General features: G+C 71.7%; 21 protein-coding genes and 1 pseudogene. 15 read left to right on the forward strand and 7 right to left on the reverse strand.

What is annotated here, in order from left to right:
- Positions 1 to 203: 203 nt before the first annotated feature.
- The 3 genes from DI272_RS12605 to acnA form a co-directional block, all read right to left on the reverse strand.
- On the reverse strand, positions 204 to 1,700 hold the full coding sequence (locus tag DI272_RS12605) for a HAMP domain-containing sensor histidine kinase (RefSeq protein ID WP_109495459.1): 1,497 nt from the start codon (positions 1,698 to 1,700) through the stop codon (positions 204 to 206).
- Positions 1,697 to 2,422 (reverse strand): response regulator transcription factor, encoded by a 726-nt coding sequence (locus tag DI272_RS12610; RefSeq protein ID WP_109495460.1) that lies wholly within the window; start codon positions 2,420 to 2,422, stop codon positions 1,697 to 1,699. Before DI272_RS12610 ends, DI272_RS12605 begins: the two co-directional genes overlap by 4 nt.
- 140 nt (positions 2,423 to 2,562) lie before the next feature.
- A complete protein-coding gene (gene acnA, locus DI272_RS12615) occupies positions 2,563 to 5,280 on the reverse strand; it encodes an aconitate hydratase AcnA (RefSeq protein ID WP_109500813.1) in 2,718 nt (905 codons plus the stop codon).
- A gap of 350 nt (positions 5,281 to 5,630) precedes the next feature.
- Here acnA and DI272_RS12620 point away from each other — a divergent pair, with 350 nt between their 5' ends.
- From DI272_RS12620 to DI272_RS12630, 3 genes are all read left to right on the forward strand, one after another.
- A complete protein-coding gene (locus DI272_RS12620) occupies positions 5,631 to 6,239 on the forward strand; it encodes a hypothetical protein (protein WP_109495461.1) in 609 nt (202 codons plus the stop codon).
- 41 nt (positions 6,240 to 6,280) lie between these two features.
- Positions 6,281 to 6,481, forward strand: a complete 201-nt coding sequence (locus DI272_RS12625) for a DUF4236 domain-containing protein (protein ID WP_109495462.1) — start codon at positions 6,281 to 6,283, stop codon at positions 6,479 to 6,481.
- A gap of 64 nt (positions 6,482 to 6,545) precedes the next feature.
- Positions 6,546 to 8,075, forward strand: a complete 1,530-nt coding sequence (locus DI272_RS12630) for a UDP-N-acetylglucosamine 1-carboxyvinyltransferase (protein WP_109495463.1) — start codon at positions 6,546 to 6,548, stop codon at positions 8,073 to 8,075.
- A gap of 169 nt (positions 8,076 to 8,244) precedes the next feature.
- Here the strand turns inward: DI272_RS12630 and DI272_RS44140 are convergent, their stop codons facing one another.
- Positions 8,245 to 8,718, reverse strand: a complete 474-nt coding sequence (locus tag DI272_RS44140) for a hypothetical protein (RefSeq protein WP_146238324.1) — start codon at positions 8,716 to 8,718, stop codon at positions 8,245 to 8,247.
- Between the two features lie 765 nt (positions 8,719 to 9,483).
- Between DI272_RS44140 and DI272_RS45970 the strand changes: the two genes are divergently transcribed.
- From DI272_RS45970 to DI272_RS12680, 8 genes and pseudogenes are all read left to right on the forward strand, one after another.
- Positions 9,484 to 11,940, forward strand: coding sequence for a cutinase family protein (locus DI272_RS45970; protein ID WP_109495466.1), 2,457 nt, complete (start codon positions 9,484 to 9,486; stop codon positions 11,938 to 11,940).
- Positions 11,941 to 12,073: 133 nt separating this feature from the next.
- A pseudogene (locus tag DI272_RS12650) lies at positions 12,074 to 12,157 on the forward strand (IS5/IS1182 family transposase); the annotation flags it as partial.
- A gap of 62 nt (positions 12,158 to 12,219) precedes the next feature.
- Positions 12,220 to 13,383 carry an FAD-binding oxidoreductase gene (locus DI272_RS12655; RefSeq protein WP_109495467.1) on the forward strand — a complete coding sequence of 388 codons (1,164 nt, stop codon included), beginning with the start codon at positions 12,220 to 12,222 and terminating at the stop codon, positions 13,381 to 13,383.
- The gene (locus DI272_RS12660) at positions 13,380 to 13,679 is read left to right on the forward strand and encodes a (2Fe-2S)-binding protein (protein WP_109495468.1); all 300 of its coding nucleotides are present in this window, start codon (positions 13,380 to 13,382) and stop codon (positions 13,677 to 13,679) included. The genes DI272_RS12655 and DI272_RS12660 overlap by 4 nt, the downstream gene beginning before the upstream one ends.
- Positions 13,669 to 15,096 (forward strand): NAD(P)/FAD-dependent oxidoreductase, encoded by a 1,428-nt coding sequence (locus DI272_RS12665; RefSeq protein ID WP_109495469.1) that lies wholly within the window; start codon positions 13,669 to 13,671, stop codon positions 15,094 to 15,096. The genes DI272_RS12660 and DI272_RS12665 overlap by 11 nt, the downstream gene beginning before the upstream one ends.
- 48 nt (positions 15,097 to 15,144) lie before the next feature.
- Positions 15,145 to 16,044: a dihydrodipicolinate synthase family protein gene (locus DI272_RS12670; protein ID WP_109495470.1), complete on the forward strand. Its 900-nt coding sequence runs from the start codon at positions 15,145 to 15,147 to the stop codon at positions 16,042 to 16,044.
- 30 nt (positions 16,045 to 16,074) lie between these two features.
- Positions 16,075 to 17,076 carry a proline racemase family protein gene (locus DI272_RS12675; protein WP_109495471.1) on the forward strand — a complete coding sequence of 334 codons (1,002 nt, stop codon included), beginning with the start codon at positions 16,075 to 16,077 and terminating at the stop codon, positions 17,074 to 17,076.
- Between the two features lie 95 nt (positions 17,077 to 17,171).
- On the forward strand, positions 17,172 to 17,885 hold the full coding sequence (locus DI272_RS12680) for a GntR family transcriptional regulator (protein WP_109495472.1): 714 nt from the start codon (positions 17,172 to 17,174) through the stop codon (positions 17,883 to 17,885).
- A gap of 400 nt (positions 17,886 to 18,285) precedes the next feature.
- Here the strand turns inward: DI272_RS12680 and DI272_RS12685 are convergent, their stop codons facing one another.
- Positions 18,286 to 18,711 carry a DUF6299 family protein gene (locus DI272_RS12685; RefSeq protein ID WP_109495473.1) on the reverse strand — a complete coding sequence of 142 codons (426 nt, stop codon included), beginning with the start codon at positions 18,709 to 18,711 and terminating at the stop codon, positions 18,286 to 18,288.
- 236 nt (positions 18,712 to 18,947) lie between these two features.
- Here DI272_RS12685 and DI272_RS12690 point away from each other — a divergent pair, with 236 nt between their 5' ends.
- Positions 18,948 to 19,133: a DUF5999 family protein gene (locus tag DI272_RS12690; RefSeq protein WP_109495474.1), complete on the forward strand. Its 186-nt coding sequence runs from the start codon at positions 18,948 to 18,950 to the stop codon at positions 19,131 to 19,133.
- Between the two features lie 3 nt (positions 19,134 to 19,136).
- On the opposite strand, the gene DI272_RS12695 is transcribed toward DI272_RS12690, so the two are convergent.
- Together DI272_RS12695 and DI272_RS12700 are read right to left on the reverse strand one after the other, a co-directional pair.
- Positions 19,137 to 19,535 (reverse strand): RidA family protein, encoded by a 399-nt coding sequence (locus DI272_RS12695; RefSeq protein ID WP_109495475.1) that lies wholly within the window; start codon positions 19,533 to 19,535, stop codon positions 19,137 to 19,139.
- The gene (locus DI272_RS12700; RefSeq protein ID WP_109495476.1) at positions 19,532 to 20,665 is read right to left on the reverse strand and encodes an acyl-CoA dehydrogenase family protein; all 1,134 of its coding nucleotides are present in this window, start codon (positions 20,663 to 20,665) and stop codon (positions 19,532 to 19,534) included. Before DI272_RS12700 ends, DI272_RS12695 begins: the two co-directional genes overlap by 4 nt.
- A gap of 146 nt (positions 20,666 to 20,811) precedes the next feature.
- Between DI272_RS12700 and DI272_RS12705 the strand changes: the two genes are divergently transcribed.
- The 3 genes from DI272_RS12705 to cysC all read left to right on the forward strand — a co-directional run bounded on the left by DI272_RS12705 (position 20,812) and on the right by cysC (position 23,944).
- A complete protein-coding gene (locus tag DI272_RS12705; RefSeq protein WP_181387172.1) occupies positions 20,812 to 22,416 on the forward strand; it encodes an AMP-binding protein in 1,605 nt (534 codons plus the stop codon).
- A gap of 15 nt (positions 22,417 to 22,431) precedes the next feature.
- Complete coding sequence (locus DI272_RS12710) at positions 22,432 to 23,244, forward strand: PaaX family transcriptional regulator C-terminal domain-containing protein (protein ID WP_109495477.1); 813 nt, start codon at positions 22,432 to 22,434, stop codon at positions 23,242 to 23,244.
- 148 nt (positions 23,245 to 23,392) lie between these two features.
- Positions 23,393 to 23,944: an adenylyl-sulfate kinase gene (cysC, locus tag DI272_RS12715; RefSeq protein ID WP_109495478.1), complete on the forward strand. Its 552-nt coding sequence runs from the start codon at positions 23,393 to 23,395 to the stop codon at positions 23,942 to 23,944.
- The last annotated feature ends 59 nt before the right edge of the window (positions 23,945 to 24,003 follow it).

Genomic DNA, 24,003 nt, shown 5'->3' on the forward strand with positions numbered 1-24,003 from the left:
GGCAGGGCGCCGTGCGGAGCGTGCACCACGGCGGTCGCCTAGCCCGGCAGGGCGCCGTGCAAAGTGTGCACCGCGGCGGTCGCCGGGCCCGGCAGGGCGCCGTGCAAAGTGTGCACCGCGGCGGTCGCCGGGCCCGGCAGGGCGCCGTGCGGAGCGTGCACCGGGGCTGGGTGTCGACCGGGTCGAGGTGCATCGAACCCGTCTCAGGCCCCCTGTCCCGCCCGCGCCCCCTCCGCCGACAGCGCCACCGGGCTCTCCGCCGCCGCGGGCAGCCGTACCGTGAACTCCGTCCGTCCCGGCGTGCTTTCCACGTCGATCCGCCCGCTGTGTGCCGCCGTGATGGCCGCGACGATGGCGAGGCCGAGGCCGGAGCCCCCCGAGGCGGCGTCCACGCGGGTGCGGGAGGCGTCGGCGCGCGTGAACCGCTCGAAGACCGTGGGCAGAAGGGCGGGCGGGATGCCGGGGCCGTTGTCGCGGACCCGTACGACACACTGGGCGTCCCCGGTCTCCACGACCGCGACGACGGTCGTGCCCGGGGGCGTGTGCATGCGCGCGTTGGCCAGCAGGTTGGCGACCACCTGGTGCAGACGGCCCGCGTCACCGGTGACCAACGGGTCGGCGCCGAGGCGGAGTTCGAGCTGCCAGTCATGGCTGTCGCCCGCGGCCCGCGCGTCCCACACCGCCTCGGCGACCAGCGCCGCCACATCGACCTCGGCGGACTCCAGCGGGCGGCCCTCGTCGAGCCGGGCCAGCAGCAACAGGTCCTCCACCAGGCCGGTCATCCGGGCCGACTCGGCGGAGACGCGGCGCCAGGCCGTCCCGGGCTCGATGCGGTCCGTGCCGCGGTTCATCAGTTCCGCGTACCCGGCGATGGAGGCGAGGGGGGTGCGGAGTTCGTGGCTGGCGTCGGAGAGGAAGCGGCGCATGCGTTCCTCGGTGCGCTGGCGTTCGGTCAGCGACGACTCGACGTGGTCGATCATGCGGTTGAGGGCCGCGCCGACCTGGCCGGCCTCGCTGTCGGGGTCGGTGTCGTGTTCGGGGACGCGGGTCAGACCGCCCACCCGGCCGCTGCCGAGCGGGGCGCGGGAGACCTCGACCGCGGTGCCGGCGACCCGGCCGAGGGGGCGCAGTTGGCGGCGGATGACGACCGCGCACACGCATCCGGCGACGGTGAGCCCGACGGCCGCGATGACCACCTCCGCGACGACCATCCCGTTGATCATCTGCCGCACGTCGTCCATCGGGATGCCGACGAGGACGCGGACACCGTCGCGCTCGACCGCGGTGATCCGGTACGTGCCGAGGCCGGGAACGGTCCGGGTGTGCATCGAGCCGTCGGCCGCGATGCCCGCGAGGGCGGCGCGCTGGGCGGCGGTGAGCTGCTGTGCCGTGAACTCCCTCTCCACGACCGCGGCGCTGACGATGTCGCCGTCGTCGTCGAGCCGGGCGGCCACCATGCCGGTCGGGTGGCCCTGCTCGTGCAGGAAGCCCAGGTCGTCCGCGAGTTGGGGCCGCAGTGCGGCACCGCCGAGGCAGCGCGCGGCGGAGTTCTCCACTCGTTCGTCCACGTTGCCGTAGAGGTAGGCGCGTTGGACGAGCACGGTGGTCAACGCCATCGCCGCGCAGACGGCGGCCAGGGCGAGCGAGATGAACAGGAGCAGGCGCGAGCGCATCGAGCGCAGGCGCCGCCGGGCGGTCATCCGCCGTCCTCCGCCGGCCGGATGGTGTAGCCGAGGCCGCGCACGGTGTGGATCATCGGCGCCCGGCCGCGGTCGATCTTGCGGCGGAGGCTGGAGATGTAGACCTCGACGAGGTTGCCGCCGCAGTCGAAGGAGGTGCTCCAGACGTGGTCGATGATCTGGGCCTTGCTCAGCACCTGGCGCGGGTGGTCCAGCAGCAGGCCGAGCACGTCGAACTCCTTGGCGGTGAGCTGGATCGGCGCGCCCGCGCGGTGCACCTCCCGGGTCTCCTCGGTGAGGACCAGGTCGCCGAGGACCCGGACGGACGCGTCGGCGGGGTTCTGCCGGGCGCCGGCCCGGCGCAGCAGTCCGCGCAGCCGCAGGACGACCTCCTCCAGGGAGAAGGGCTTGGTGACGTAGTCGTCGGCGCCGGCGCCGAGTCCGTCGAGCCGGTGCTCCAGGGCGTCGCGCGCGGTGAGCATGAGGACGGGCAGCCTCGGGTTCTCGTGCCGCAGGCGGCGCAGCACCTGGAGGCCGTCGAGGTCGGGGAGCATCCCGTCGAGGACGACGGCGTGCGGGGCACAGCCGCGGGCGACCTCCAGCGCGGTCTGTCCGTCCGGCGCGGGGTAGGCCCGCCAGCCCGCCTCCTCGACGGCCGCGGAGAGCACGTCGGTGAGCGCGGGCTCGTCGTCGACGATGAGCACGCGGACGCGGCGGTTTCGGTACCCAGCGCTGCCAGTCATGTCCCGATCGTGTCCCGGTCCGCTGGGAGAACCCTGTGTTCCACCTGAGGCTGCGTGATGACCTGGGACGTTCGCGCTCGGGTACGGCGGAGGGCCGTGCCCCCGTCACCGGGAACACGGCCCTCCGAAGCCCTTGCGGACTACTTGCGGATCAGGCTGCGCAGCACGTACTGCATGATGCCGCCGTTGCGGTAGTAGTCGGCCTCACCGGGGGTGTCGATGCGGACGACCGCGTCGAACTCGACGCCCGTGTCGGTGGTGACCTTGACCGTGCTCGGGGTGGTGCCGTTGTTGAGCTCGGTCACGCCGGTGATGGAGAAGGTCTCCTCGCCGGTCAGGCCGAGGGAGTCGGCGGACTGGCCGGCCGGGAACTGCAGCGGCAGGACGCCCATGCCGATGAGGTTCGAGCGGTGGATGCGCTCGTACGACTCGGTGATGACGGCCTTGACGCCGAGGAGCGCGGTGCCCTTGGCGGCCCAGTCGCGGGACGAGCCGGAGCCGTACTCCTTGCCGCCCAGGATGACCAGCGGGGTGCCGGCGGCCTGGTAGTTCTGCGACGCGTCGTAGATGAAGGAGACCGGGCCGCCGTCCTGCGTGAAGTCGCGGGTGTAGCCGCCCTCGGTGCCCGGCGCGATCTGGTTGCGCAGGCGGATGTTGGCGAAGGTGCCGCGGATCATGACCTCGTGGTTGCCTCGGCGGGAGCCGTAGGAGTTGAAGTCACGACGCTCCACACCGTGCTCGGTGAGGTACTGGCCAGCCGGGGTGTCGGCCTTGATGGCGCCGGCGGGCGAGATGTGGTCGGTGGTGACCGAGTCGCCGAGCTTGGCGAGGACACGGGCGCCGGTGATGTCGGTGACCGGCGTGGTCTCCATCGTCATGCCGTCGAAGTACGGGGGCTTGCGGACGTAGGTCGACTCGGCGTCCCACTCGAAGGTGTCGCCGGTCGGGATCGACAGCGCCTGCCACTGGGCGTCGCCCGCGAAGACGTCCTGGTAGGACTTGGAGAACATGTCCTCGCCGATGGCGTTGGCGACGACGTCGTTGACCTCGGCCTCGGTGGGCCAGATGTCGGCCAGGTAGACCGGCTTGCCGTCCTGGTCGGTGCCGAGGGCGTCCTTGGTGATGTCCACCTTCATGGAGCCCGCGAGGGCGTACGCGACGACCAGCGGCGGGGAGGCCAGGTAGTTCATCTTGACGTCGGGGTTGATCCGGCCCTCGAAGTTGCGGTTGCCGGAGAGGACCGAGGTCACGGCCAGGTCGTGGTCGTTGACGGCCTTGGAGACCTCCTCCGGCAGCGGGCCGGAGTTGCCGATGCAGGTGGTGCAGCCGTAGCCGACGAGGTTGAAGCCAACCTTGTCGAGGTACGGCGTCAGACCGGCCTTGTCGAAGTAGTCGGTGACGACCTTCGACCCCGGGGCGAGGGTGGTCTTGACCCAGGGCTTGCGGGTCAGGCCCTTCTCCACGGCCTTCTTCGCGACGAGCGCGGCGGCGACCATGACGTACGGGTTGGAGGTGTTGGTGCAGGAGGTGATGGCCGCGACCGTCACCGCACCGTGGTCGATCTCGTACGTCGAGCCGTCGGGGGCGGTCACGGTGACCGGGTTGGACGGGGCGCCGTTCGGGGCGACGGCCGGGGCGTCGGAGGCCGGGAAGGACTCCTGGCCCGCCTCGTCGACGACGTCGACGTAGTTGCGGACGTCCAGCTTGAACTGCTCGGCGGCGTTGGCGAGGACGATGCGGTCCTGCGGACGCTTCGGACCGGCGATCGACGGGACGACCGTCGACAGGTCCAGCTCCAGCTTCTCGGAGAAGTCGGGCTCGGCGGCCGGGTCGAGCCAGAGGCCCTGCTCCTTGGCGTACGCCTCGACGAGCGCCAGCTGCTGCTCGCTGCGGCCGGTCAGCTTCAGGTAGTTGATGGTCTCGGCGTCGATCGGGAAGATCGCGGCGGTGGAGCCGAACTCCGGCGACATGTTGCCGATGGTGGCGCGGTTCGCGAGCGAGGTGGCGGCGACGCCCTCGCCGTAGAACTCGACGAACTTGCCGACCACACCGTGCTTGCGGAGCATCTCGGTGATGGTGAGCACGAGGTCGGTGGCGGTGGTGCCCGGGGTGAGCTCACCGGTCAGCTTGAAGCCGACGACGCGCGGGATGAGCATCGAGACCGGCTGGCCGAGCATCGCGGCCTCGGCCTCGATGCCGCCGACGCCCCAGCCCAGCACACCGAGGCCGTTGACCATGGTGGTGTGCGAGTCGGTGCCGACGAGGGTGTCGGGGTAGGCCTGGCCGTTGCGGACCATGACCGTACGGGCCAGGTGCTCGATGTTGACCTGGTGGACGATGCCGGTGCCCGGGGGGACGACCTTGAAGTCGTCGAAGGCGGTCTGGCCCCAGCGCAGGAACTGGTAGCGCTCCTTGTTGCGGCCGTACTCCAGGTCGACGTTCTGCTTGAAGGCGTCGGACGTGCCGAACTTGTCGGCGATGACGGAGTGGTCGATGACCATCTCGGCCGGGGACAGCGGGTTGACCTTGGCCGGGTCGCCGCCGAGGGCCTTGACGGCCTCACGCATGGTGGCGAGGTCGACGACACAGGGGACGCCGGTGAAGTCCTGCATGATCACGCGGGCGGGCGTGAACTGGATCTCCTGCGACGGCTGGGCCTGGGAGTCCCAGTTGCCGAGAGCACGGATGTGGTCGGCGGTGATGTTCGCGCCGTCCTCGGTGCGGAGGAGGTTCTCCAGCAGCACCTTCAGGCTGTACGGAAGGCGAGCCGAGCCTTCCACCTTGTCCAGCCGGAAGATCTCGTACGACTCGTCGCCCACCTGCAGCGTGCTGCGGGCGTCGAAGCTGTTCGCCGACACGACAGTCTCCTTCATTGATGTGCGCGTTCCCACCGCATCCTGCCGCCACGACGACTTGGCCGATCCGCTAAGGTAAGGCTAAGTTAGGTAACCCTAAGCGGGGTGGCGGCTGCGGTACGCCTCGGCAGATATCTCGATGTCGAGATAACTCTAGTACATGGGGTCGGAATGGTCATGCCCGCCCTCCGTTTGTGACACCTCACACGACCGGGCCGGTGGTGAAAGTCGCGTCGTACGCCCGAAGGGCGGGGCAGGCGGGACCTTCACCACAGGCCGTAGGCTCACCCGGTGATTATCCGGCGGGACGGCAGCTTCGGCGCGGGCAGGGCGAGGCGCTCGGGCGGTGGCGCGTGAACCGTGCCGACTGGGCCGTGAGGCATCTGCCCGAGATGACGGCCGGGCTCCGGCCCGCCCTGCGCGCCCACCTCGTCCACACCCTGCGCCCGGACGACCTCGCGGCCGCGGTGGCCGTCGACGACACCGCCCGACCGACCGGCCTGCATCTGCACGACGTGACGAGGGACGGCGTCCCGTATGTCGGCATCGAGCTGGCCGGGGGCCTCGGCGCGCTCATGCACGGCCCGCGGGTCGTCGCGTTCGGGGCCACCCGCGTCGCGTCGCTGCGCCGGCTCGCCGAACAGGACGCCGCCGGCGCCCGGACGGGCCTGGACAAGGCACTCCTCGGCCACTGGAGCAGCGCCCCCTTCGACCACGGCGTCATGGAGACGTCCGAGTTCGAGCTGCGGGCCGACGGTACGGGCTGGAGCCTGCTGGCCAACCTCGGCGGGGAGTGGGTCGCACGGCTGACGTGGCGGTGCCCGGCGCCGGGGCTGCTGGAGTTGCGGACGGAGGACGGGCAGGAGTCACGGCACCGGTACCTCGTCACGGCCGCCCCGGTGGCATCGGTCACTTTCGAGGAGCCGGTGGAGTTCTGCCATCAGTACGCCAAGTCGGGGTAGCCGACAGGTACGTTCCAGACCCCCCGGAGGGAGGCGTACGCATGCCCCTGACGTTCCGCAAGAGTTTCCGCATCCTGCCCGGCGTACGGCTGAACATCAACCGGCGCTCCTGGTCCATCACCACGGGCGGCGGAAAGAGCGGTCCACGGCACACCCACAGCAGCACCGGACGTCGTACGACATCGGTCGATTTGCCCGGACCTTTCGGATGGCGCCGCACCCGTACACATAAGCGGCATTGACGGACCATCACCCGAATGGTCCCGCCGGGATGTGCCATCTCATATCTGAGATAGCCTCAACCTCATGGCAGACGATTACCTCGTACGCATCGGCAAGCTCATCCGTGACGCCCGGCAACACCGTGGCTGGACACAGTCGCAGCTCGCGGAGGCGCTCGGCACCAGCCAGAGCGCGGTGAACCGCATCGAGCGCGGCAACCAGAACATCAGCCTTGAGATGATCGCTCGCATCGGTGAAGCGCTGGACAGCGAGATCGTCTCTCTGGGCTACGCGGGCCCGATGCATCTGCGGGTCGTCGGCGGGCGCCGGCTCTCCGGCGCCATCGACGTCAAGACCAGCAAGAACGCGTGCGTGGCACTGCTGTGCGCCTCCCTGCTCAACCGGGGGCGCACGGTGCTGCGCCGGGTCGCCCGCATCGAGGAGGTCTACCGCCTGCTGGAGGTGCTCAACTCCATCGGCGTGCGCACCCGCTGGATCAACGACGGCGTCGACCTGGAGATCGTGCCGCCCGCCGAGCTGGACATGGGCGCGATCGACGCGGACGCGGCCCGCCGCACCCGCTCGATCATCATGTTCCTCGGCCCGCTGCTGCACCGCATGGACCGCTTCAAGCTGCCGTACGCGGGCGGCTGCGACCTCGGCACGCGCACCATCGAGCCGCACATGATCGCGCTGCGCCGCTTCGGCCTGGACATCGCGGCGACCGAGGGCCTCTACCACGCACAGGTGGACCGCGCGATCTCCCCCGGCCGTCCGATCGTGCTGACCGAGCGCGGCGACACCGTGACCGAGAACGCGCTGCTGGCCGCCGCGCGGCACGACGGCGTCACCGTCATCCGCAACGCGTCCTCCAACTACATGGTCCAGGACCTCTGCTTCTTCCTGGAGGCGCTCGGCGTCAAGGTCGAGGGCATCGGCACCACGACCCTGACCGTGCACGGCGTGCCGACCATCGACGTCGACGTCGACTACTCCCCCTCCGAGGACCCGGTCGAGGCGATGAGCCTGCTGGCGGCGGCGGTGGTCACGGAGTCGGAGCTGACGGTCCGGCGCGTCCCCATCGAGTTCCTGGAGATCGAGCTCGCGGTCCTGGAGGAGATGGGCCTCGACCACGACCGCACGCCGGAGTACTTCGCCGACAACGGCCGCACCCGCCTGGTCGACCTGACGGTCCGCCCGAGCAAGCTCGAAGCGCCGATCGACAAGATCCACCCGATGCCGTTCCCGGGCCTGAACATCGACAACGTCCCGTTCTTCGCGGCCATCGCGGCCTCCGCGCAGGGCCAGACGCTGATCCACGACTGGGTCTACGACAACCGGGCGATCTACCTGACGGACCTCAACCGCCTCGGCGGGCGGCTGCAGTTGCTGGACCCGCACCGCGTCCTGGTCGAGGGCCCGACCCGCTGGCGCGCCGCCGAGATGATGTGCCCGCCGGCCCTGCGCCCCGCCGTGGTGGTCCTGCTGGCGATGATGGCGGCAGAGGGCACGTCCGTGCTGCGGAACGTGTACGTCATCAACCGGGGGTACGAGGATCTGGCGGAGCGGCTCAACTCCGTCGGGGCGCAGATCGAGATCTTCCGCGACATTTGATGCGAGGGTGCCGCCGCATCCCGTCTGACCTGTGCTCAACCGGTCAGGTAGGGGTGGGGCGGCATCTCTGGGATGTCTCCGGGACTTCGGGCCTGCGGCGGGCTACTAGCCCTGCTCCACTGGGGCCGCGCTGAAGATCCCGAAGCTCTGACGCCCGCCCGGTCGAGGCTCATCCGCCTTCCGGCACCCGCCGCCACTCCACCCAGGCGCTTTCCGAGGGGGCGCCGGCGAGGGGACTGCGGTGACCGGCGCGGAAGAACGCCGTCCCGGGAAACGGCTCGTACCGCGGCGCCGGCGGCTTCGCCGGACCGGCCGTCGGCAGTTGCGGTTTCCGCCCCACGGAGATCTTGAGGGCGTTGAGGGACAGCGGAACAGCCACGGTGGTCCAGTGCGCTGCCGCGATGGACGTCAGGGTGTCGCCCGGCTCCATGACGTCGGTACCGGATCCGGCGCCCGGAGCGGTTCCCCCGTAGGCGGGGCTGGGCCTGCCGGGCACGATCCCGGTCTCGATGCCCCCCGGCTCCCAGTGGTCCTGGCCGGGGATCTGGGAGTGCCCGCAGTGGCCGCCCTCTTTTTCTCCCAGGTGAATCTGGGACGCTCCGTCGCGGCGGCAGCGGTGGCGGGCGGGGCCCCGACGGGCCACACGTCCGGGACACCGTGCGCGCGTGTCGCGGCCGGCAGCCTCCGGAAGTCCGGCTACGCCTCCGGGCCGAAACCCTTCGTCCACAGGGAGGCGGCACGTCCCAGGACCTCGATCTGGATACAGACCTTGCCGGTTCGGTTCGTGCCGTGCGTGCCGTCGCTCTTCAGCGCTCCCGAGGACAGGTTCAGGGGCGGGACGCGGTCGGCGCGCGCCCCGGATCCGGCCGGGAGCAGTGGGGGCGGGTGAGGGGGAAACCAGCCGAGGCCCGGAAGCCGCCTCGGTTGATCCGGTCCCGCTGGGCCGGAGCAGCCCATCCGTTACCGCAGGCGCCGACGGAGACGAACCGCGTCGTGCGGAGTTGCCCCCAAGCCCCGTGCAACTCCGCGCCTCTGTTTCGTGGTGCTAGTCAGTGACCGCTTCAAGCGGCACAGGAACCCAGCGACCAGGAGGAGAGAGTGCGTAAAGCCGTACTCGAAAACGTTGCTCCGCAGCCGGTCAGGGGCGGTCGAAGCGACACCGGTTCCCTGCCACCCCCACCCTGTCCGCCCCACCTCCGCAACGAAGGACCGCGCCGAGCGTCGATCGCTGCCCGAACGTGCAGGCCCAGGTCGGCGCACCACGCGCCGTGTTCGTGGTCGGTGGTGACCCGTACCGGGTGTGGGTGGACTCAGCCGACAACAGCCGTGACTGCATGGCCAGTTACTACCTGAACCATCAGACCGACCGGATGGAAGGGCTGCTCCTGTGCTGAAAGCGAGACCTGACATGACACGTTCCAGACCCGCCGCCCGCGGCATCCTGGTGACCCTGCTGACCGCCGTGGCGCTGCTGACCGGCCTGCTCAGCCCCCTCGTCCCGGCCGCGCGGGCCGATGACCCGGTGTGCACAAAGGTCACCATCATCGGTGTACGCGGGTCCGCTGAGGGCTACGAGGGCCCATACGGGATGGGCAACACCGCGGGGCCCGCTGCACAGGCCGCCGCCGACCTCCTGGTGTCCCATTACGGGCACGCCCGCTCCGACATCTCGACCACCACTCTGGTCTACCCCGCCGTCGCTCCGGAGGACATCTTCCACTGGTGGGACTCGGTCAAGACCGGCGCGGAAGCGCTGGACACCCTGGTGACGAACACCTACCAACGCTGCCCGTCGACGCGGATCGGCCTGGTCGGCTACTCACAGGGCGCCGGCGCCATCAACATGGGGATGCACCTGATCTCCGAGCGTCACGGTCACGTCGCCCAGGCCGTCCGCGGTGCCCTGCTCATCGCCGACCCGTTCCGTGACGGACGCCAGTCCTACGCGCAGAACATCACCGACAGCGGGCGCATGGTCAGTGGCAACGGGCTGCGCGGCATGCTGCGCCGACAGGCGGTGCCGATCAGCTTCCAGGGCGTCACCCGCGACATCTGCCGTGACGGCGACGGAGTATGCAGCACGATCTACGAGGAGACCGTGCAGTCCGTCATACAGGCCAAGCTCACCTCGGCCACCCACACCAGCTACATGAACTGCTGCAGCGGCTTCAACGTCCTGCGCGAGTACGGCCAACAGCTGGGCTGGCGCCTCGCCCAGAACCCTGACGGCGGCGGTGGCACTCCGTCCGTGCCGCCCACTCCCGCCTGGAACCCCGGCAAGGACTGCGGTGTCACCGTCACCGCCCCGACCCAGGCCGCCGGATACGCGGTGCAGGCCGCGTGCTCGCAGGTCGCGGCCGGCACCTGGTACTCGTGGGGCGGAGGACACGGGCCGGCGCCTGGCGCGAGCTACGGCTTCGTCGACGTCTCCGACCCGGAGCGCAGCAAGAACGACCCGTACCGCAAGGGCTTCGACTGCTCGGGGCTGGTGCGCTGGGCCTGGTCCCAGGCGGTCGGCCACGACATGATCGGACAGCGCACCGCCGCCCAGGAGTTCGCCCTGCCCGCCGCGGCACGCTTCACCGCGGCCGACGGCACCGCGCCCCTCAAACCGGGCGACCTCGTGTTCTGGGGGTCCCCCATCCACCATGTGGCGATGTACCTGGGCGACGGCAAGGTCGTCGAGGCCCGCGAGTCCGACACCAAGATCATGGTCTCGGACTTCACCAGCCACCGGAACTACGTCGGCGCGATCCGCCTCTCGGGTGACGCGGCGGCACCGGGCGGCGGCGGCCCCAACAGCACCTGGGGCACGGACGTCAACGTCCGTTCCGCTCCCGCGCTGAGCGGTTCGGTCGTCACGACGTTCGCCGGCCCGACAGCCATCACGATCAAGTGCCAGAAGCACGGCGAGTCCGTGACCGCCGAGGGCTACACCAACGACGCCTGGTCCTACCTGCCCGACTACGGCGGCTGGGTCAACAACATCTTCGTCCAGGGCAAGGCCTGGCTCGATGGGATCCCGGCGTGCGACGGCGACCCCGGCGGTGGCTCAGGACGCCACAGCACCTGGGGCACAAGCGTCAACGTCCGCCCGCTGCCGTCCCGCGGCGGCACCCCGGTGGCGACCTTCTCCGCACCGATGTCCATCGTGATCCAGTGCCAGAAGCGGGCCGAGTCCGTGACCGCCGAGGGCTACACCAACGACGTGTGGTCCTACCTGCCGGACTACCGGGGCTGGGTCAGCAACATCTACATCCAGGGCCCGGAGTGGCTCGACGGCGTCCCGGCCTGCGACGGCAACACGGGCGGCGGCTCGGGCCAGTTCAGCACCTGGGGCACGGGGGTGAACACCCGTCAGCGTCCCAGCGTCTCGGCCCCGCTCGGTCCGGTGTTCTCCGGCCCGACGCGGGTCACCGTCTCCTGCCAGAAGCACGCGGAATCGGTGACCGCCGAGGGCTACACCAACGACGCGTGGTCCTACCTGCCGGACCACCAGGCGTGGATCAGCAACATCTTCCTCCAGGGACCGGCCTGGCTGGACGGGGTCCCCACGTGCGGCAGCAGCGGGACACCGGCCGGCAACGGCGGCCACCGGATGTGGGCCTCGGACGTCAAGGTCCGCAAGGACTCCTCCACCGCTACCGATGTCGTGCACACCTTCACCGCTCCGACCGACGTGCTGGTGACATGCCAGGCCCAGGGACAGTCGGTCACAGCCGAGGGCATCACCAACAGCGCCTGGTCCTACCTTCCGGACTACGGCGGCTGGATCAGCAACATCTTCCTCCAGGGACCGGCCTGGCTGGAGGACGTGCCGGCCTGCGGGACCACGCGACCGGGGAACCCACCGAACATGACGTGACGGCTCTCCCGCACTGAGGTGCACAGCGCGACGAGCGAGGCCCCCGGGCTGCTGATCGAGATGTCTGACGTCTCAACCACGCTGCTCGGGGGCCTCGTTGGCCTTCCAACCTGACGCATTCGGCTCGCCCACTGCTCGCACCCACCGGATCGTCCGCGTCTGCGAGCGACAGGGCGTGCCCATCCTTGGCGACCTTGCCTGTCAGGGCGGCGGCCCCTCAGAACTGCGTCGCGGCGCCGGCTCTTCCTCGTCAGCAGCACCATGTGACATAGTACTGGCGTGACCAAGCGACTGACCTGCGATGTCGTGGTAGTCGGGGCAGGGATGGTGGGCGCGGCCTGTGCCCTGTACGCCTCTCGCGCCGGGCTGGACGTCGCCGTGGTGGACCGCGGCCCGGTGGCCGGGGGCACGACCGGTGCGGGTGAGGGCAATCTGCAGGTCTCCGACAAGGAGCCGGGGCCCGAACTCGAACTCGCCCTGCTGTCCGGCAGGTTGTGGGCCGAGCTGGCGGCCGAGCCGGGGCTGGGGGCCGCTTTCGAGTACCAACCCAAGGGCGGTGTCGTCGTCGCCTCCACCCCCGAAGGGCTCACCGCCCTGGAGGAGTTCGCCGCCGGGCAACGAGCCGCCGGGGTCGAGGCGGTGAGCGTCGATCCTCATCGGCTCCGGCAGCTTGAGCCGTACTTGACACCGGACGTGGCCGGTGGCGTGCTCTACCCCCAGGACGCCCAGGTGATGCCGACCCTGGCCGCCGCCCATCTCCTACGGGCTTCAGGCGCACGCCTGTTGACCGGCTGGAACGTGATCGACGTACCGCGCGGCGCCGACGGTGCCGTGCGCGGCGTGCGCACTGACCGGGGCGAGATCCACGCGCCTACGGTCGTGAACGCGGCCGGCACCTGGGGCGGTGAACTCGCCGACCTCGCGGGCGTGCGCCTGCCCGTCCTGCCCCGGCGCGGTTTCGTACTGGTCACCGAGCCGCTGCCGTGCCGGGTGCGCCACAAGGTGTATGCCGCGGACTATGTGTCCGACGTGGCCAGTGACTCGGCGGCGCTGCAGACCTCGCCGGTGGTGGAGGGCACGGCCGCCGGGCCGGTCCTGATCGGCGCGAGCCGGGAGCGGGTCGGCTTCGACCGGTCCTTCTCGCTGCCCGCCGTACGGGCGTTGGCGGCGGGCGCGACCCGGCTGTTCCCGTTCCTGGAGGAGGTCCGGGCGATGCGCACCTACCTCGGATTCCGCCCGTACATGCCCGATCACCTCCCCGCGATCGGCCCCGATCCACGCGTCCCCGGTCTCGTCCACGCCTGTGGGCACGAGGGCGCCGGCATCGGACTCGCCACCGGCACCGGGCAGTTGATCGCCGAGGTGCTGAGCGGCAAGGCGCCCGAGCTGGATCTGACCCCGTTCCGTCCCGACCGCTTCGCCCCCACCGAGGAGGACGCGTGAACCCCCTGGAACTGGCCCAGGCCCGTCCCGGGCCCGCGTTCACCGTCACTCTCGACGGGCGCGAGATCGAGGCGCTGCCCGGTCAGACCGCCGCCGCCGCGCTGTGGACGGCCGGGATCATCTCCTGGCGGAGCACGCGCGGCGAGGGCCGGCCGCGGGGCGTCTTCTGCGGCATCGGCGTCTGCTACGACTGCCTGGTCACCGTCAACGACCGCCCCAACCAGAGGGCTTGTCTCGTTCCGCTGAAGCCGGGCGACGCGATCCGCACGCAGGAGGGGACAGGTCATGACGGCTGAACGGCCGCATCTGGCGGTGATCGGCGCCGGTCCCGCGGGGCTGGCCGCCACGCTGGCCGCCGCCCGGCACGGTGTACGGGTCACCCTCGTGGACTCGGCGCCCGAGGCGGGCGGCCAGTTCTACCGGCAGCCCGCGCGTGAGCTAGGCGCACGACGCCCCGAAGCCCTGCATCACGAGTGGCGGACGTGGCAGCGACTGCGGGATGGGCTGCGCACACATCAACAGCAGAGTTCTGTCACACACTTGACCGACCATCACGTCTGGCTCGTCGAGCGTCGCTCCGGCGGCTTCACCGTGCACGCGCTGCTGGGCCCGGAGCAGACCGAGCCCGTAGAGGTCCGCGCGGACGCGGTCCTGCTGGCCACCGGTGGCTACGAGAAGGTGCTGCCCTTCCCCGGCTGGACCCTCCCCGGTGTCGTCACGGCGGGCGGCGCGCAGGCCATGCTCAAGGGCACGCTCGCGGTGAGCGGACACACGGCCGTCGTCGCCGGGACGGGACCGCTGCTCCTTCCCGTCGCGACCGGGCTCGCGGCGGCGGGGGTCCGGGTGGCCGCGCTGGTGGAGTCCGCGCGCCCCGCGGATCTCGTACGACACGCCCGCGCGCTGGCCGCCCAGCCCGCCAAGCTCGCCGAGGGCGCCGGATACGCGGCGCGGTTGGCGCGGCACCGGGTGCGCACCCTGGCCCACCACACCGTGGTCGAGGCGCACGGCACCGACCGGCTGGCGGCCGTGACCGTCGCCGCGCTCGACGACGCCGGCCGGGTCCGGCCCGGCACCGGGCGCCGCATCCCCTGCGACACGCTCGCCGTCGGCCACGGCATGCTCCCGCACACCGACCTCGCCCAGGGCCTGGGCTGCCGGGTCGACAGGGTCGCGGTGCACGTGGACGACGAGCAGCGCACCGATGTGCCGGGGGTGTGGGCGGCGGGTGAGGCCACCGGGATCGGCGGTGCGGCTCTCTCGCTCGCCGAGGGGCACATCGCCGGACGGTCCGCCGCCGCGCGTCTGACGGGGGTCGAGCCGGACCCATGCGAGTGGGCCGGTGCCGCCCGTGCCCGAACCGCGCTGCGCAGGTTCTCCGCCGCGCTCGACGAGGTCTACGCGCCGCCCGCGCACTGGACCGAACAGGTCACCGACGACACCGTGGTGTGCCGCTGCGAGGAGGTCACCGGCGGCGCGATCCGCGAGGCCGTGACCGAGCTCGGTGCCGGGGACGTGCGGACCGTGAAGCTGCTGACGCGGGCCGGGATGGGCTGGTGCCAGGGGCGGATGTGCGGCTCCGCGGTCGCCGGGCTCGCCGGCTGCCCGGAGACGGCGGCGCGGCGGCCGTTCGCCCGGCCGGTACCGCTGGGCGTGCTCGCCCGGGCCGGGGAGCCCCGCGCTTCGGAGGACGACGGTCCCGGAGACGACGCCTAGCCTTTTGCCATCAGTGCTATGTCACACACCATGTGGAGGAGCCTTCCGATGACCATCACTCCCTCGTCCCGCCCCTGGCGCGGCGTCCTCGTCGCCACCGCCCTCCCCCTGAACGACGATCTCTCCGTCGACTACGACAAGTACGCCGAGCACTGCGCCTGGCTGGTCGAGAACGGCTGTGACGGCGTCGTGCCGAACGGCTCCCTCGGCGAGTACCAGGTGCTCACCCCGGAGGAGCGCGCCAAGGTCGTCGAGACGGCCGTGACCGCGATCGGCGGGGCGCGGGTGATGCCGGGGGTCGCCGCCTACGGCTCGGCGGAGTCCCGCCGCTGGGCCGAGCAGGCGCGCGACGCGGGCTGCGCCGCGGTGATGCTGCTGCCGCCCAACGCCTACCGCGCCGACGAGCGTTCGGTGCTGGCCCACTACGCCGAGGTCGCCAAGGCGGGCGTGCCGGTGGTGGCGTACAACAACCCCATCGACACCAAGGTCGACCTGGTGCCGGAGCTGCTGGCGAAGCTGCACGGCGAGGGTCACATCCACGCCGTCAAGGAGTTCTCCGGGGACGTCCGCCGCGCCTATCAGCTCGCCGAACTCGCTCCGGAACTGGACCTGTTGATCGGCGCCGACGACGTCCTGCTGGAGCTGGCGGTCGCCGGGGCGGTGGGCTGGGTGGCCGGCTACCCGAACGCGCTGCCGCGCGCGAGCGTCGAGCTGTACCGGGCCGCCGTCGCCGGGGACCTCGGCACCGCCAAGAAGCTCTACCAGCAGCTGCACCCGCTGCTGCGCTGGGACTCCAAGGTCGAGTTCGTGCAGGCCATCAAACTGTCCATGGACATCGTCGGCCGGCACGGCGGCGGCTGCCGTCCGCCGCGGGTGCCGCTGCTGCCCGAGCAGGAGGCCGCCGTGCGGGCCGCCACCGAGAAGGCCGTCGCCGCCGGACTCGCGTAACCCCCCGCAGCTCGCGAAGGAGACCGCACCATGCGCAGCAAACTCGTCCTGCACGCCGTCGACTCGCACACCGAGGGCATGCCCACCCGGGTGATCACGGGTGGTATCGGCTCGATCCCCGGCGCCACGATGAACGAGCGGCGGCTGTACTTCCGTGAACACCGCGACGACATCAAGCAGTTGCTGATGAACGAGCCACGCGGGCACTCCGCGATGAGCGGCGCGATCCTCCAGCCGCCGACCCGCCCGGACTGCGACTGGGGCGTGGTCTACATCGAGGTCTCCGGGTACCTCCCGATGTGCGGGCACGGCACGATCGGCGTCGCGACCGTGCTCGTGGAGACCGGCATGGTCGAGGTCGTCGAGCCCGTCACCACCATCCGGCTCGACACCCCGGCGGGACTCGTCGTCGCCGAGGTCGCGGTGGAGGACGGCGCCGCGAAGAACGTCACCCTGCGGAACGTGCCGTCGTTCTCCGTCGGCCTCGACCGCAAGATCACCCTCGCCGACGGGCGGACGGTGACCTATGACATGGCGTACGGCGGCAACTTCTACGCGATCCTGCCGCTGGAGCAGTTCGGTCTGCCCTTCGACCGTGCCCGCAAGGACGACATCCTCGCCGCCGGGCTGTCCCTCATGGCGGCGATCAACGCGGAGGAGGAGCCCGTCCACCCCGAGGACCCGTCCATCCACGGCTGCCACCACGTCCATCTGCTCGCCCCCGGCGCCACCGCCCGCCACTCCCGGCACGCCATGGCCATCCACCCCGGCTGGTTCGACCGCTCCCCGTGCGGCACCGGCACCAGCGCCCGCATGGCCCAGCTGCACGCGCGGGGTGAACTCCCCCTGCACACCGAGTTCGTGAACGAGTCCTTCATCGGGACCCGGTTCACCGGCCGCCTCCTCGGCACCACCGAGGTCGCCGGCCGCCCGGCCGTCCTGCCCAGCTTCACCGGCCGCGCGTGGGTCACGGGCACCGCGCAGTACCTGCTCGACCCGACCGACCCGTTCCCGGCCGGGTTCGTGCTCTAGGACCGTCGGTCAACGCCGGCGTGCGGCGCGTAGATACTGGTGGTGCGTGACATTGCACATCCGTGTCGCGACGCCCGCACGAGGAGATCCCCTTCATGGCCGCCACCCAGCCCACTCCGTCCGCCGCCGCTCCCCCGGCCCCCGCCCTGCCCACGCTGGGCGGCAAGAAGAGCAGCTACCGCGAGCGGGTCGCCGACGCGCTGCGGGCCGCGCTGATCGCCGGTGAGCTGCTGCCCGGCGCGGTCTACTCGGCGCCCGCCCTCGCCGCCCGGTTCGGCGTCTCGGCGACTCCTGTGCGCGAGGCCATGCTGGACCTGGCCAAGGAGGGCCTCGTCGACACGGTCCCCAACAAGGGGTTCCGGGTCAGCGAGGTCTCCGACCAGCAGCTCGACGAGTACACCCACGTCCGGGGTCTCATCGAGATCCCGACCGTGGTGGGGCTGGCCGGGACCGCCTCCCCGGTCCAGCTGGAGGCGCTGCGGCCCGCGGCCCGCGAGATCGTCCAGGCCGCCGCGGCCGGTGACCTCGTCGCCTATGTCGAGGCCGACACCCGCTTCCATCTCGGCCTGCTGGCCCTCGCGGGCAACGCCCACCTCGTCGAGGTGGTCCGCGACCTGCGGGCCCGCTCCCGGCTGTACGGGCTCACCGCCCTCGTCGAGGCCGGCCGCCTCCTCGCCTCCGCCGAGGAGCACCTCGAACTCCTCGACGCGCTGATCGCCCGCGACGAGCGGGCGGTGCACGAGGTCATGACCCGCCACCTCGGCCACGTCCGCGGCCTGTGGGCGGCCCGGCAACCGCGGGACCGCTGAACCCCGCGGGACCTCCGTGCCGCGCGACCGTACGAGGAACCCCGCACAAGCCCCCGGCGACGGAACTCGCCGCACGCCCGGCTCCCGTTCAGCCCGGCCGGCCCGTTGAGCCCCGTCCTCGGCAGGCGGCTCACCACCCGGGCCGCGGTCACGGTGCCCTGTCTGTACGCGGCCCTGTGGGCGGTCAACGCCGGAGCGGGTGCCAGCGGGCTGCCGCGTTCGCCCCGCCAGAAGCCGCTGTGCCAGAAGCGTCGGGACACCGGGCGTCCGGGGCGTCCGGTCCTCCTCCGTGAGCCGGAGGAGATGCCGCTGAACACGCAGTTCCTAGTGCCACGTCCGCGACCTGCTGCGGACGGCCGCGCGCGGCTGGTGGCGCCCCGCCTCGGCCGCCCGCCCCGCGTCAGCCCTCGTCCACCAGCGTGACGTCCTGCTGCTGCGCCGCGTGGAACCGGGGCAGCGGCAGGCCGCCGGACTCCTGGTTCAGCTCCATCACGGTCGCCTCGACGTGCGCCGCGCCGGGCTCCAGCGCGTCGGGGTCGACCTTGCCGGTGTTCTCCCAGCGGTGCTCGGCGCCGTCGCACACGGCACGGGTGCCGCCGATGCCGTGCCGGACGGACGGGGACTTCTGCCCCACGGAGGAACTCACGAAGGCGGGGCCCGTGTTGCCGAGGCAGCGGTAGGTGCCGGAGAGGGTGACGGTGCCGTTCTCGGCGAGGGTGCCGGTCGGGTCGACGGTCACGGTCTCGAAGGAGTCGGCGGCGGAAGCGGAGGCACCGGCGCCGGCCAGCAGGAGCAGCGCGGCGGCGAGGGCGGGACGTACGAGCACGGAATCTCCCGGGTCGGTGGAATGAAGGGCTTCCACTGGTACCGGTCGGGCGAGGCAAGGCGCGTGATCGTCACTCCTTCGGTGGCGAGTCCGCACCGGTCTTCCGGGATCGGTCCGGGAGTTGTCCGCGTGTTGTCACGGTTGCGGACAGGCCGTTCCGATGAGTTCACGGCGGGCGCATGGTCTATCCATACGGACGACCCGTACGGATCGTCCGCCCGATGTGGAGGTGCGCCATGTGTTCACACCAGCCTTCGTGCCCTTCCTCCGAAGCCGACGGTTCGCACATCGTGTCCGCCCACCCCGAGCAGGGGTGGAGCCTGTTGTGCGACGGCTCGATCGTGTTCGACGACTCCGGTGAGCTGCTGCCCGACGGCCGGGTCGTCGCGCCGCACCGGGTACCGCTGGCGATGGCGGCCTGAGCGCTAGGGCAGAACGGCGAATCCGTCCAGCTCCAGCATCGCCCGCTCGTCCCAGAGCCGGACCACTCCCACCACCGCCATCGCCGGATAGTCCCGGCCCGCCGACTCCCGCCAGATGCGGCCCAGTTCGGCCGCCCGGGCCCGGTACTCGGCGACATCCGTGACGTAGACCGTGACGCGGGCCAGATCCGCCGGGGTGCCGCCCGCCGCCCGCAGGGCCGCCAACAGGTTGGCCAGCGCCTTCCCGAACTGCTGGGGGAGCGTCTCCCCCACCACCTTGCCGTCGCCGTCCAGCGCCGTCTGACCGGCCAGGAACACCACCCGCGAGCCCGTCGCCACGACGGCGTGCGAGAACCCCGTCGGCGGGGACAGCTCGGGCGGGTTGATGCGCTCTGTGCTCACCGGGTTCCCTCCCGTTCCGCGTACAACTCCTTCGCGATGATGCCCCGTTGCACTTCGCTCGCCCCCTCGTAGATCCGCGGGGCGCGCACCTCGCGGTACAGGTGTTCCAGCAGGTGCCCGCGCCGCAGCGCCCGCGCGCCGTGCAGTTGGACGGCCTTGTCGACGACGTACTGCGCGGTCTCGGTGGCGAGCAGCTTCGCCATCGCCGCGCGCTTGGGGACATCCGGGGCGCCTTCGTCGTACGCCGTCGCCGCCGCGTACACCATGAGGCGGGCCGCGTCGGTGCGCAGGGCCAGTTCGGCGACCTCGTGGGCGACCGTCTGGAGGTCCTTCAGCTTGCCGCCGAAGGCGTCCCGTCGGGCGGTGTGGGCGAGGGTGGCGTCGAGCGCCGCCTGAGCCATGCCGACCGCGAAGGCGCCGACGCTCGGGCGGAAGAGGTTCAGCGTGCCCATCGCGACCCGGAAGCCCCGGTCCACGTCTCCGAGCAGGTCCTCGGCGGTGACGGGTACGGCGTCGAGGGCGAGGGTGCCGATGGGGTGCGGGGAGAGCATGTCGAGGGCGCTGCCGGTGAGGCCGGGGCGGTCGGCGGGGACGAGGAAGGCGGTCACGCCGCGGGCGCCCGCGGCACCGCCCGTCGTCCGGGCGAAGACCGTGTAGAAGTCGGCCTCGGGGGCGTTGGAGATCCAGCACTTCTCGCCGGTCAGCCGCCAGCGGGAGGTGCCGTCCGGCTCGGCGGTCAGTGACAGGGCCGCCGCGTCCGACCCGGCCCCCGGCTCGCTCAGCGCGAACGCCGCGACCGCGCTGCCCTCGCTCACCGCGGGCAGCCAGCGCGCCCGCTGCGCGGGGGTGCCGTGGGCGTGCACGGGGTGCGCCCCCAGTCCTTGCAGGGCGAGGGCCGTCTCCGCCTCGGTGCAGGCGTAGGCGAGGGACTCCCGCATCAGGCACAGGTCGAGGGCGCCGGAGGTGAACAGGCGCTCCAGCAGCCCGAGTCGGCCCAGCTCGGCGACGAGCGGGCGGTTCACATGGCCCGGCTCCCCCTTCTCCGCGAGCGGGCGCAGCCGGTCCGCGGCCAAAGTGCGCAGCTCCGCGCACCAGGCGGTTTGTGCCGGATCGAGCGAGAATGCGGGCATTGCCGTCCTCTCTCTCCGCCGGCCCCGTCGGTGTACTCAGGGCCCTTCGACGACGATATCGCGTCCCATTGACTGTCGTCACCAAGACGATACGCTCGTTGCGCGAGCCCACCCACGACGCCCACAAGGCAAGGGGGCGACCCAGCATGAATCCGCGCCTGAATCCCTCGGCCCACGTCGACACCTTCGCGCGCGACCATCTCCCGCCCCCGGACCAGTGGCCCGAACTCGTCTTCGATCTGCCGGAGCTGCGGTACCCCGATCGGCTGAACTGCGCCGACGAGCTGCTGACCGGCCCGCCCGCCGACCGGCCCGTGTTCCACACCCCCACCGGCGACACCTGGACGTACGGCACGCTGCGCACCCGCGTCGACCGCCTCGCGCATCTGCTCACCGGCGAGCTGGGGGTCGTCCCCGGCAACCGCGTCCTGCTGCGCGGCCCCACCACGCCCTGGCTGGCCGCCTGCTGGCTGGCGGTGCTGAAGGCGGGGGCGGTGGCGGTCACGGTGCTGGCGCAGCAGCGGCCGCACGAGCTGGCCACGATGTGCGAGATCGCCCGGATCGAACACGCCCTGTGCGACATCCGGGCCGTGGACGACCTCACCAAGGCCGAGATACCGGGGCTGCGGATCACGACGTTCGGCGGCGACGCCCCCGACGACCTGCTGAACCGTACGGCGCCGGACACCCCGTACCCCGCCGTGCCGACCGCGGCCGACGACGTGGCGCTGATCGCCTTCACCTCCGGCACCACCGGGCGCCCCAAGGGGTGCATGCACTTCCACCGGGACGTGCTCGCGATATCCGACACCTTCGCCCGGCACGTGCTGCGACCGCACGCGGACGACGTCTTCGCCGGCAGCCCCCCGCTCGGCTTCACCTTCGGACTCGGCGGCCTGGTCATCTTCCCGATGCGGGCGGGGGCGAGCTCGCTCCTCCTCGAACAGGCCGGTCCCAGACAGTTGTTGCCCGCGATCGCCGGGCACCGGGTCTCGGTGCTGTTCACCGCGCCGACCGCCTACCGCGCGATGCTCGACGAGCTGGACGCCCACGACGTCTCCTCGCTGCGCCGCTGCGTCTCGGCCGGGGAGAACCTGCCCGCCGCCACCTGGCGGGCCTGGCAGGAGCGGACCGGACTGCGGATCATCAACGGCATCGGCGCCACCGAGCTGCTGCACATCTTCATCTCCGCCGCCGACGAGCACATCCGGCCGGGGGCCACCGGGATGCCGGTGCCCGGCTGGCACGCGCGCGTGGTCGACACGGAGGGGCGGGACCGGCCGGACGGGGAACCGGGGCTGCTCGCCGTGCGGGGGCCCGTCGGGTGCCGGTATCTCGCCGATCCGCGGCAGGGCGAGTACGTGCGCTTCGGCTGGAACATCACCGGCGACACCTACGTCCGCGAGGACGACGGCTACTTCCGGTACGTCGCCCGCGCCGACGACATGATCATCTCGGCCGGGTACAACATCGCGGGTCCGGAGGTCGAGGACGCGCTGCTGCGCCACCCGGACGTGGTGGAGGCCGCGGTGGTGGGGCGGGCCGACGAGGCGCGCGGGCAGGTCGTGGTGGCGTACGCCGTGGTCAAGGAGGGCGCCGAGCGGGACGCCGAGGCGCTGCGCGCGTTCGTCAAGGCCGAGCTGGCGCCGTACAAATGCCCGCGCGAGATCGTCTTCCTGGACGCGCTGCCGCGCACCGCGACCGGCAAGCTCCAGCGGTTCCGCCTGCGCACCGAGGGTGACCAGCAGTGATGCCGACGACCTAAGATGATCAACGTGTCCGACCAGCATGCACCACGGTCTCTCATCGTCACGCTCTACGGCGCCTACGGCCGCTTCGTGCCCGGCCCGGTACCGGTCGCCGAGCTGATCCGGCTGCTGGCCGCGGTCGGCGTGGACGCGCCCTCCGTCAGATCCTCCGTGTCCCGGCTCAAACGCCGCGGACTGCTCGTGCCGGCCCGCACGGCACAGGGGGCGGCCGGGTATGAACTGTCCCCCGACGCCCGCCAGTTGCTCGACGACGGCGACCGGCGCATCTACGCCGTCGAGCCGCCCGAGGACGAGGGCTGGGTGCTCGCCGTGTTCTCCGTGCCGGAGTCGGAGCGGCAGAAACGGCACGTCCTGCGCTCCCGGCTGGCCGGGCTGGGGTTCGGGACCGCGGCGCCGGGCGTGTGGCTCGCGCCGGCCCGTCTGTACGAGGAGGCCCGGCACACCCTGGAGCGGCTGCGCCTCGATCCGTACGTCGACTTCTTCCGTGGCGAGCACCTCGGCTTCGCCGCCACCGCCGAGGCGGTCGCCCGCTGGTGGGACCTGGCGGCGATCGCCAAGGAGCACGAGGCGTTCCTCGACCGCCACGCGCGCGTGCTGCACGCCTGGGAGAGCCGCGAGGACACCCCGTCCGAGGAGGCCTACCGCGACTATCTCCTCGCCCTGGACTCCTGGCGCCATCTCCCCTACACCGACCCCGGCCTGCCGGCCCGGCTGCTTCCGGAGGACTGGCCCGGCAGCCGCTCGGCGGCGGTGTTCCGGGGGCTGCACGCGCGGCTGCGGGACGCGGGGGCGGCCTTCGTCGGCGTGTGATCCCGTGCGGTGCCGTACGTGATCGTGTGTGACCTCACGCACACCACAGGTACCTAAGGGAACGCTCAGGTTCCTCTGTCCCTCTTCTCAAGTTTCTTACCTAGCGTCCCTCAGGTCGTCCGTAGGTAAGTGAAGAGGACTGTTGCGCATGACCACCACGCCAAGGGCTCAGGGAGCCACGGTCTGGCTCACCGGGCTGCCGAGCGCGGGCAAGACCACCATCGCCCGCCACCTCGGTGCGCGGCTGAGGGCCGAGGGACATCGCGTGGAGGTCCTCGACGGCGACGAGATACGCCGTTTCCTCTCCGCGGGACTGGGCTTCTCCCGCGCGGACCGCAACACCAACGTGCAGCGCATCGGACTGGTCTCCGAGGTCCTCGCCCGCAACGGCGTGCTGTCCGTCGTCCCGGTCATCGCGCCGTACGCCGACAGCCGCGAGGCCGTCCGCAAACGGCACGAGGCCAGCGGGACGCCCTACATCGAGGTGCATGTGGCGACTCCCGTCGAGGTGTGCAGCGAGCGGGACGTGAAGGGGCTGTACGCCCAGCAGGCCGCGGGCGAGCTGTCCGGGCTGACCGGCGTCGACGACCCGTACGAACCGCCGGTGGAGGCGGCTCTGGTGCTGGAGACGCAGCACCAGTCGCCGCGGGAGTCGGCCGACGCGGTGTACGCCGTGCTGGCGGAGCGGGGGCTGGTATGAGCGGCTTCGCCCTCTCGCACCTGGACGCGCTGGAGTCCGAGGCGGTGCACATCTTCCGT

Source organism: Streptomyces sp. Act143, from assembly GCF_003143935.1.
Taxonomy (GTDB): Bacteria; Actinomycetota; Actinomycetes; order Streptomycetales; family Streptomycetaceae; genus Streptomyces.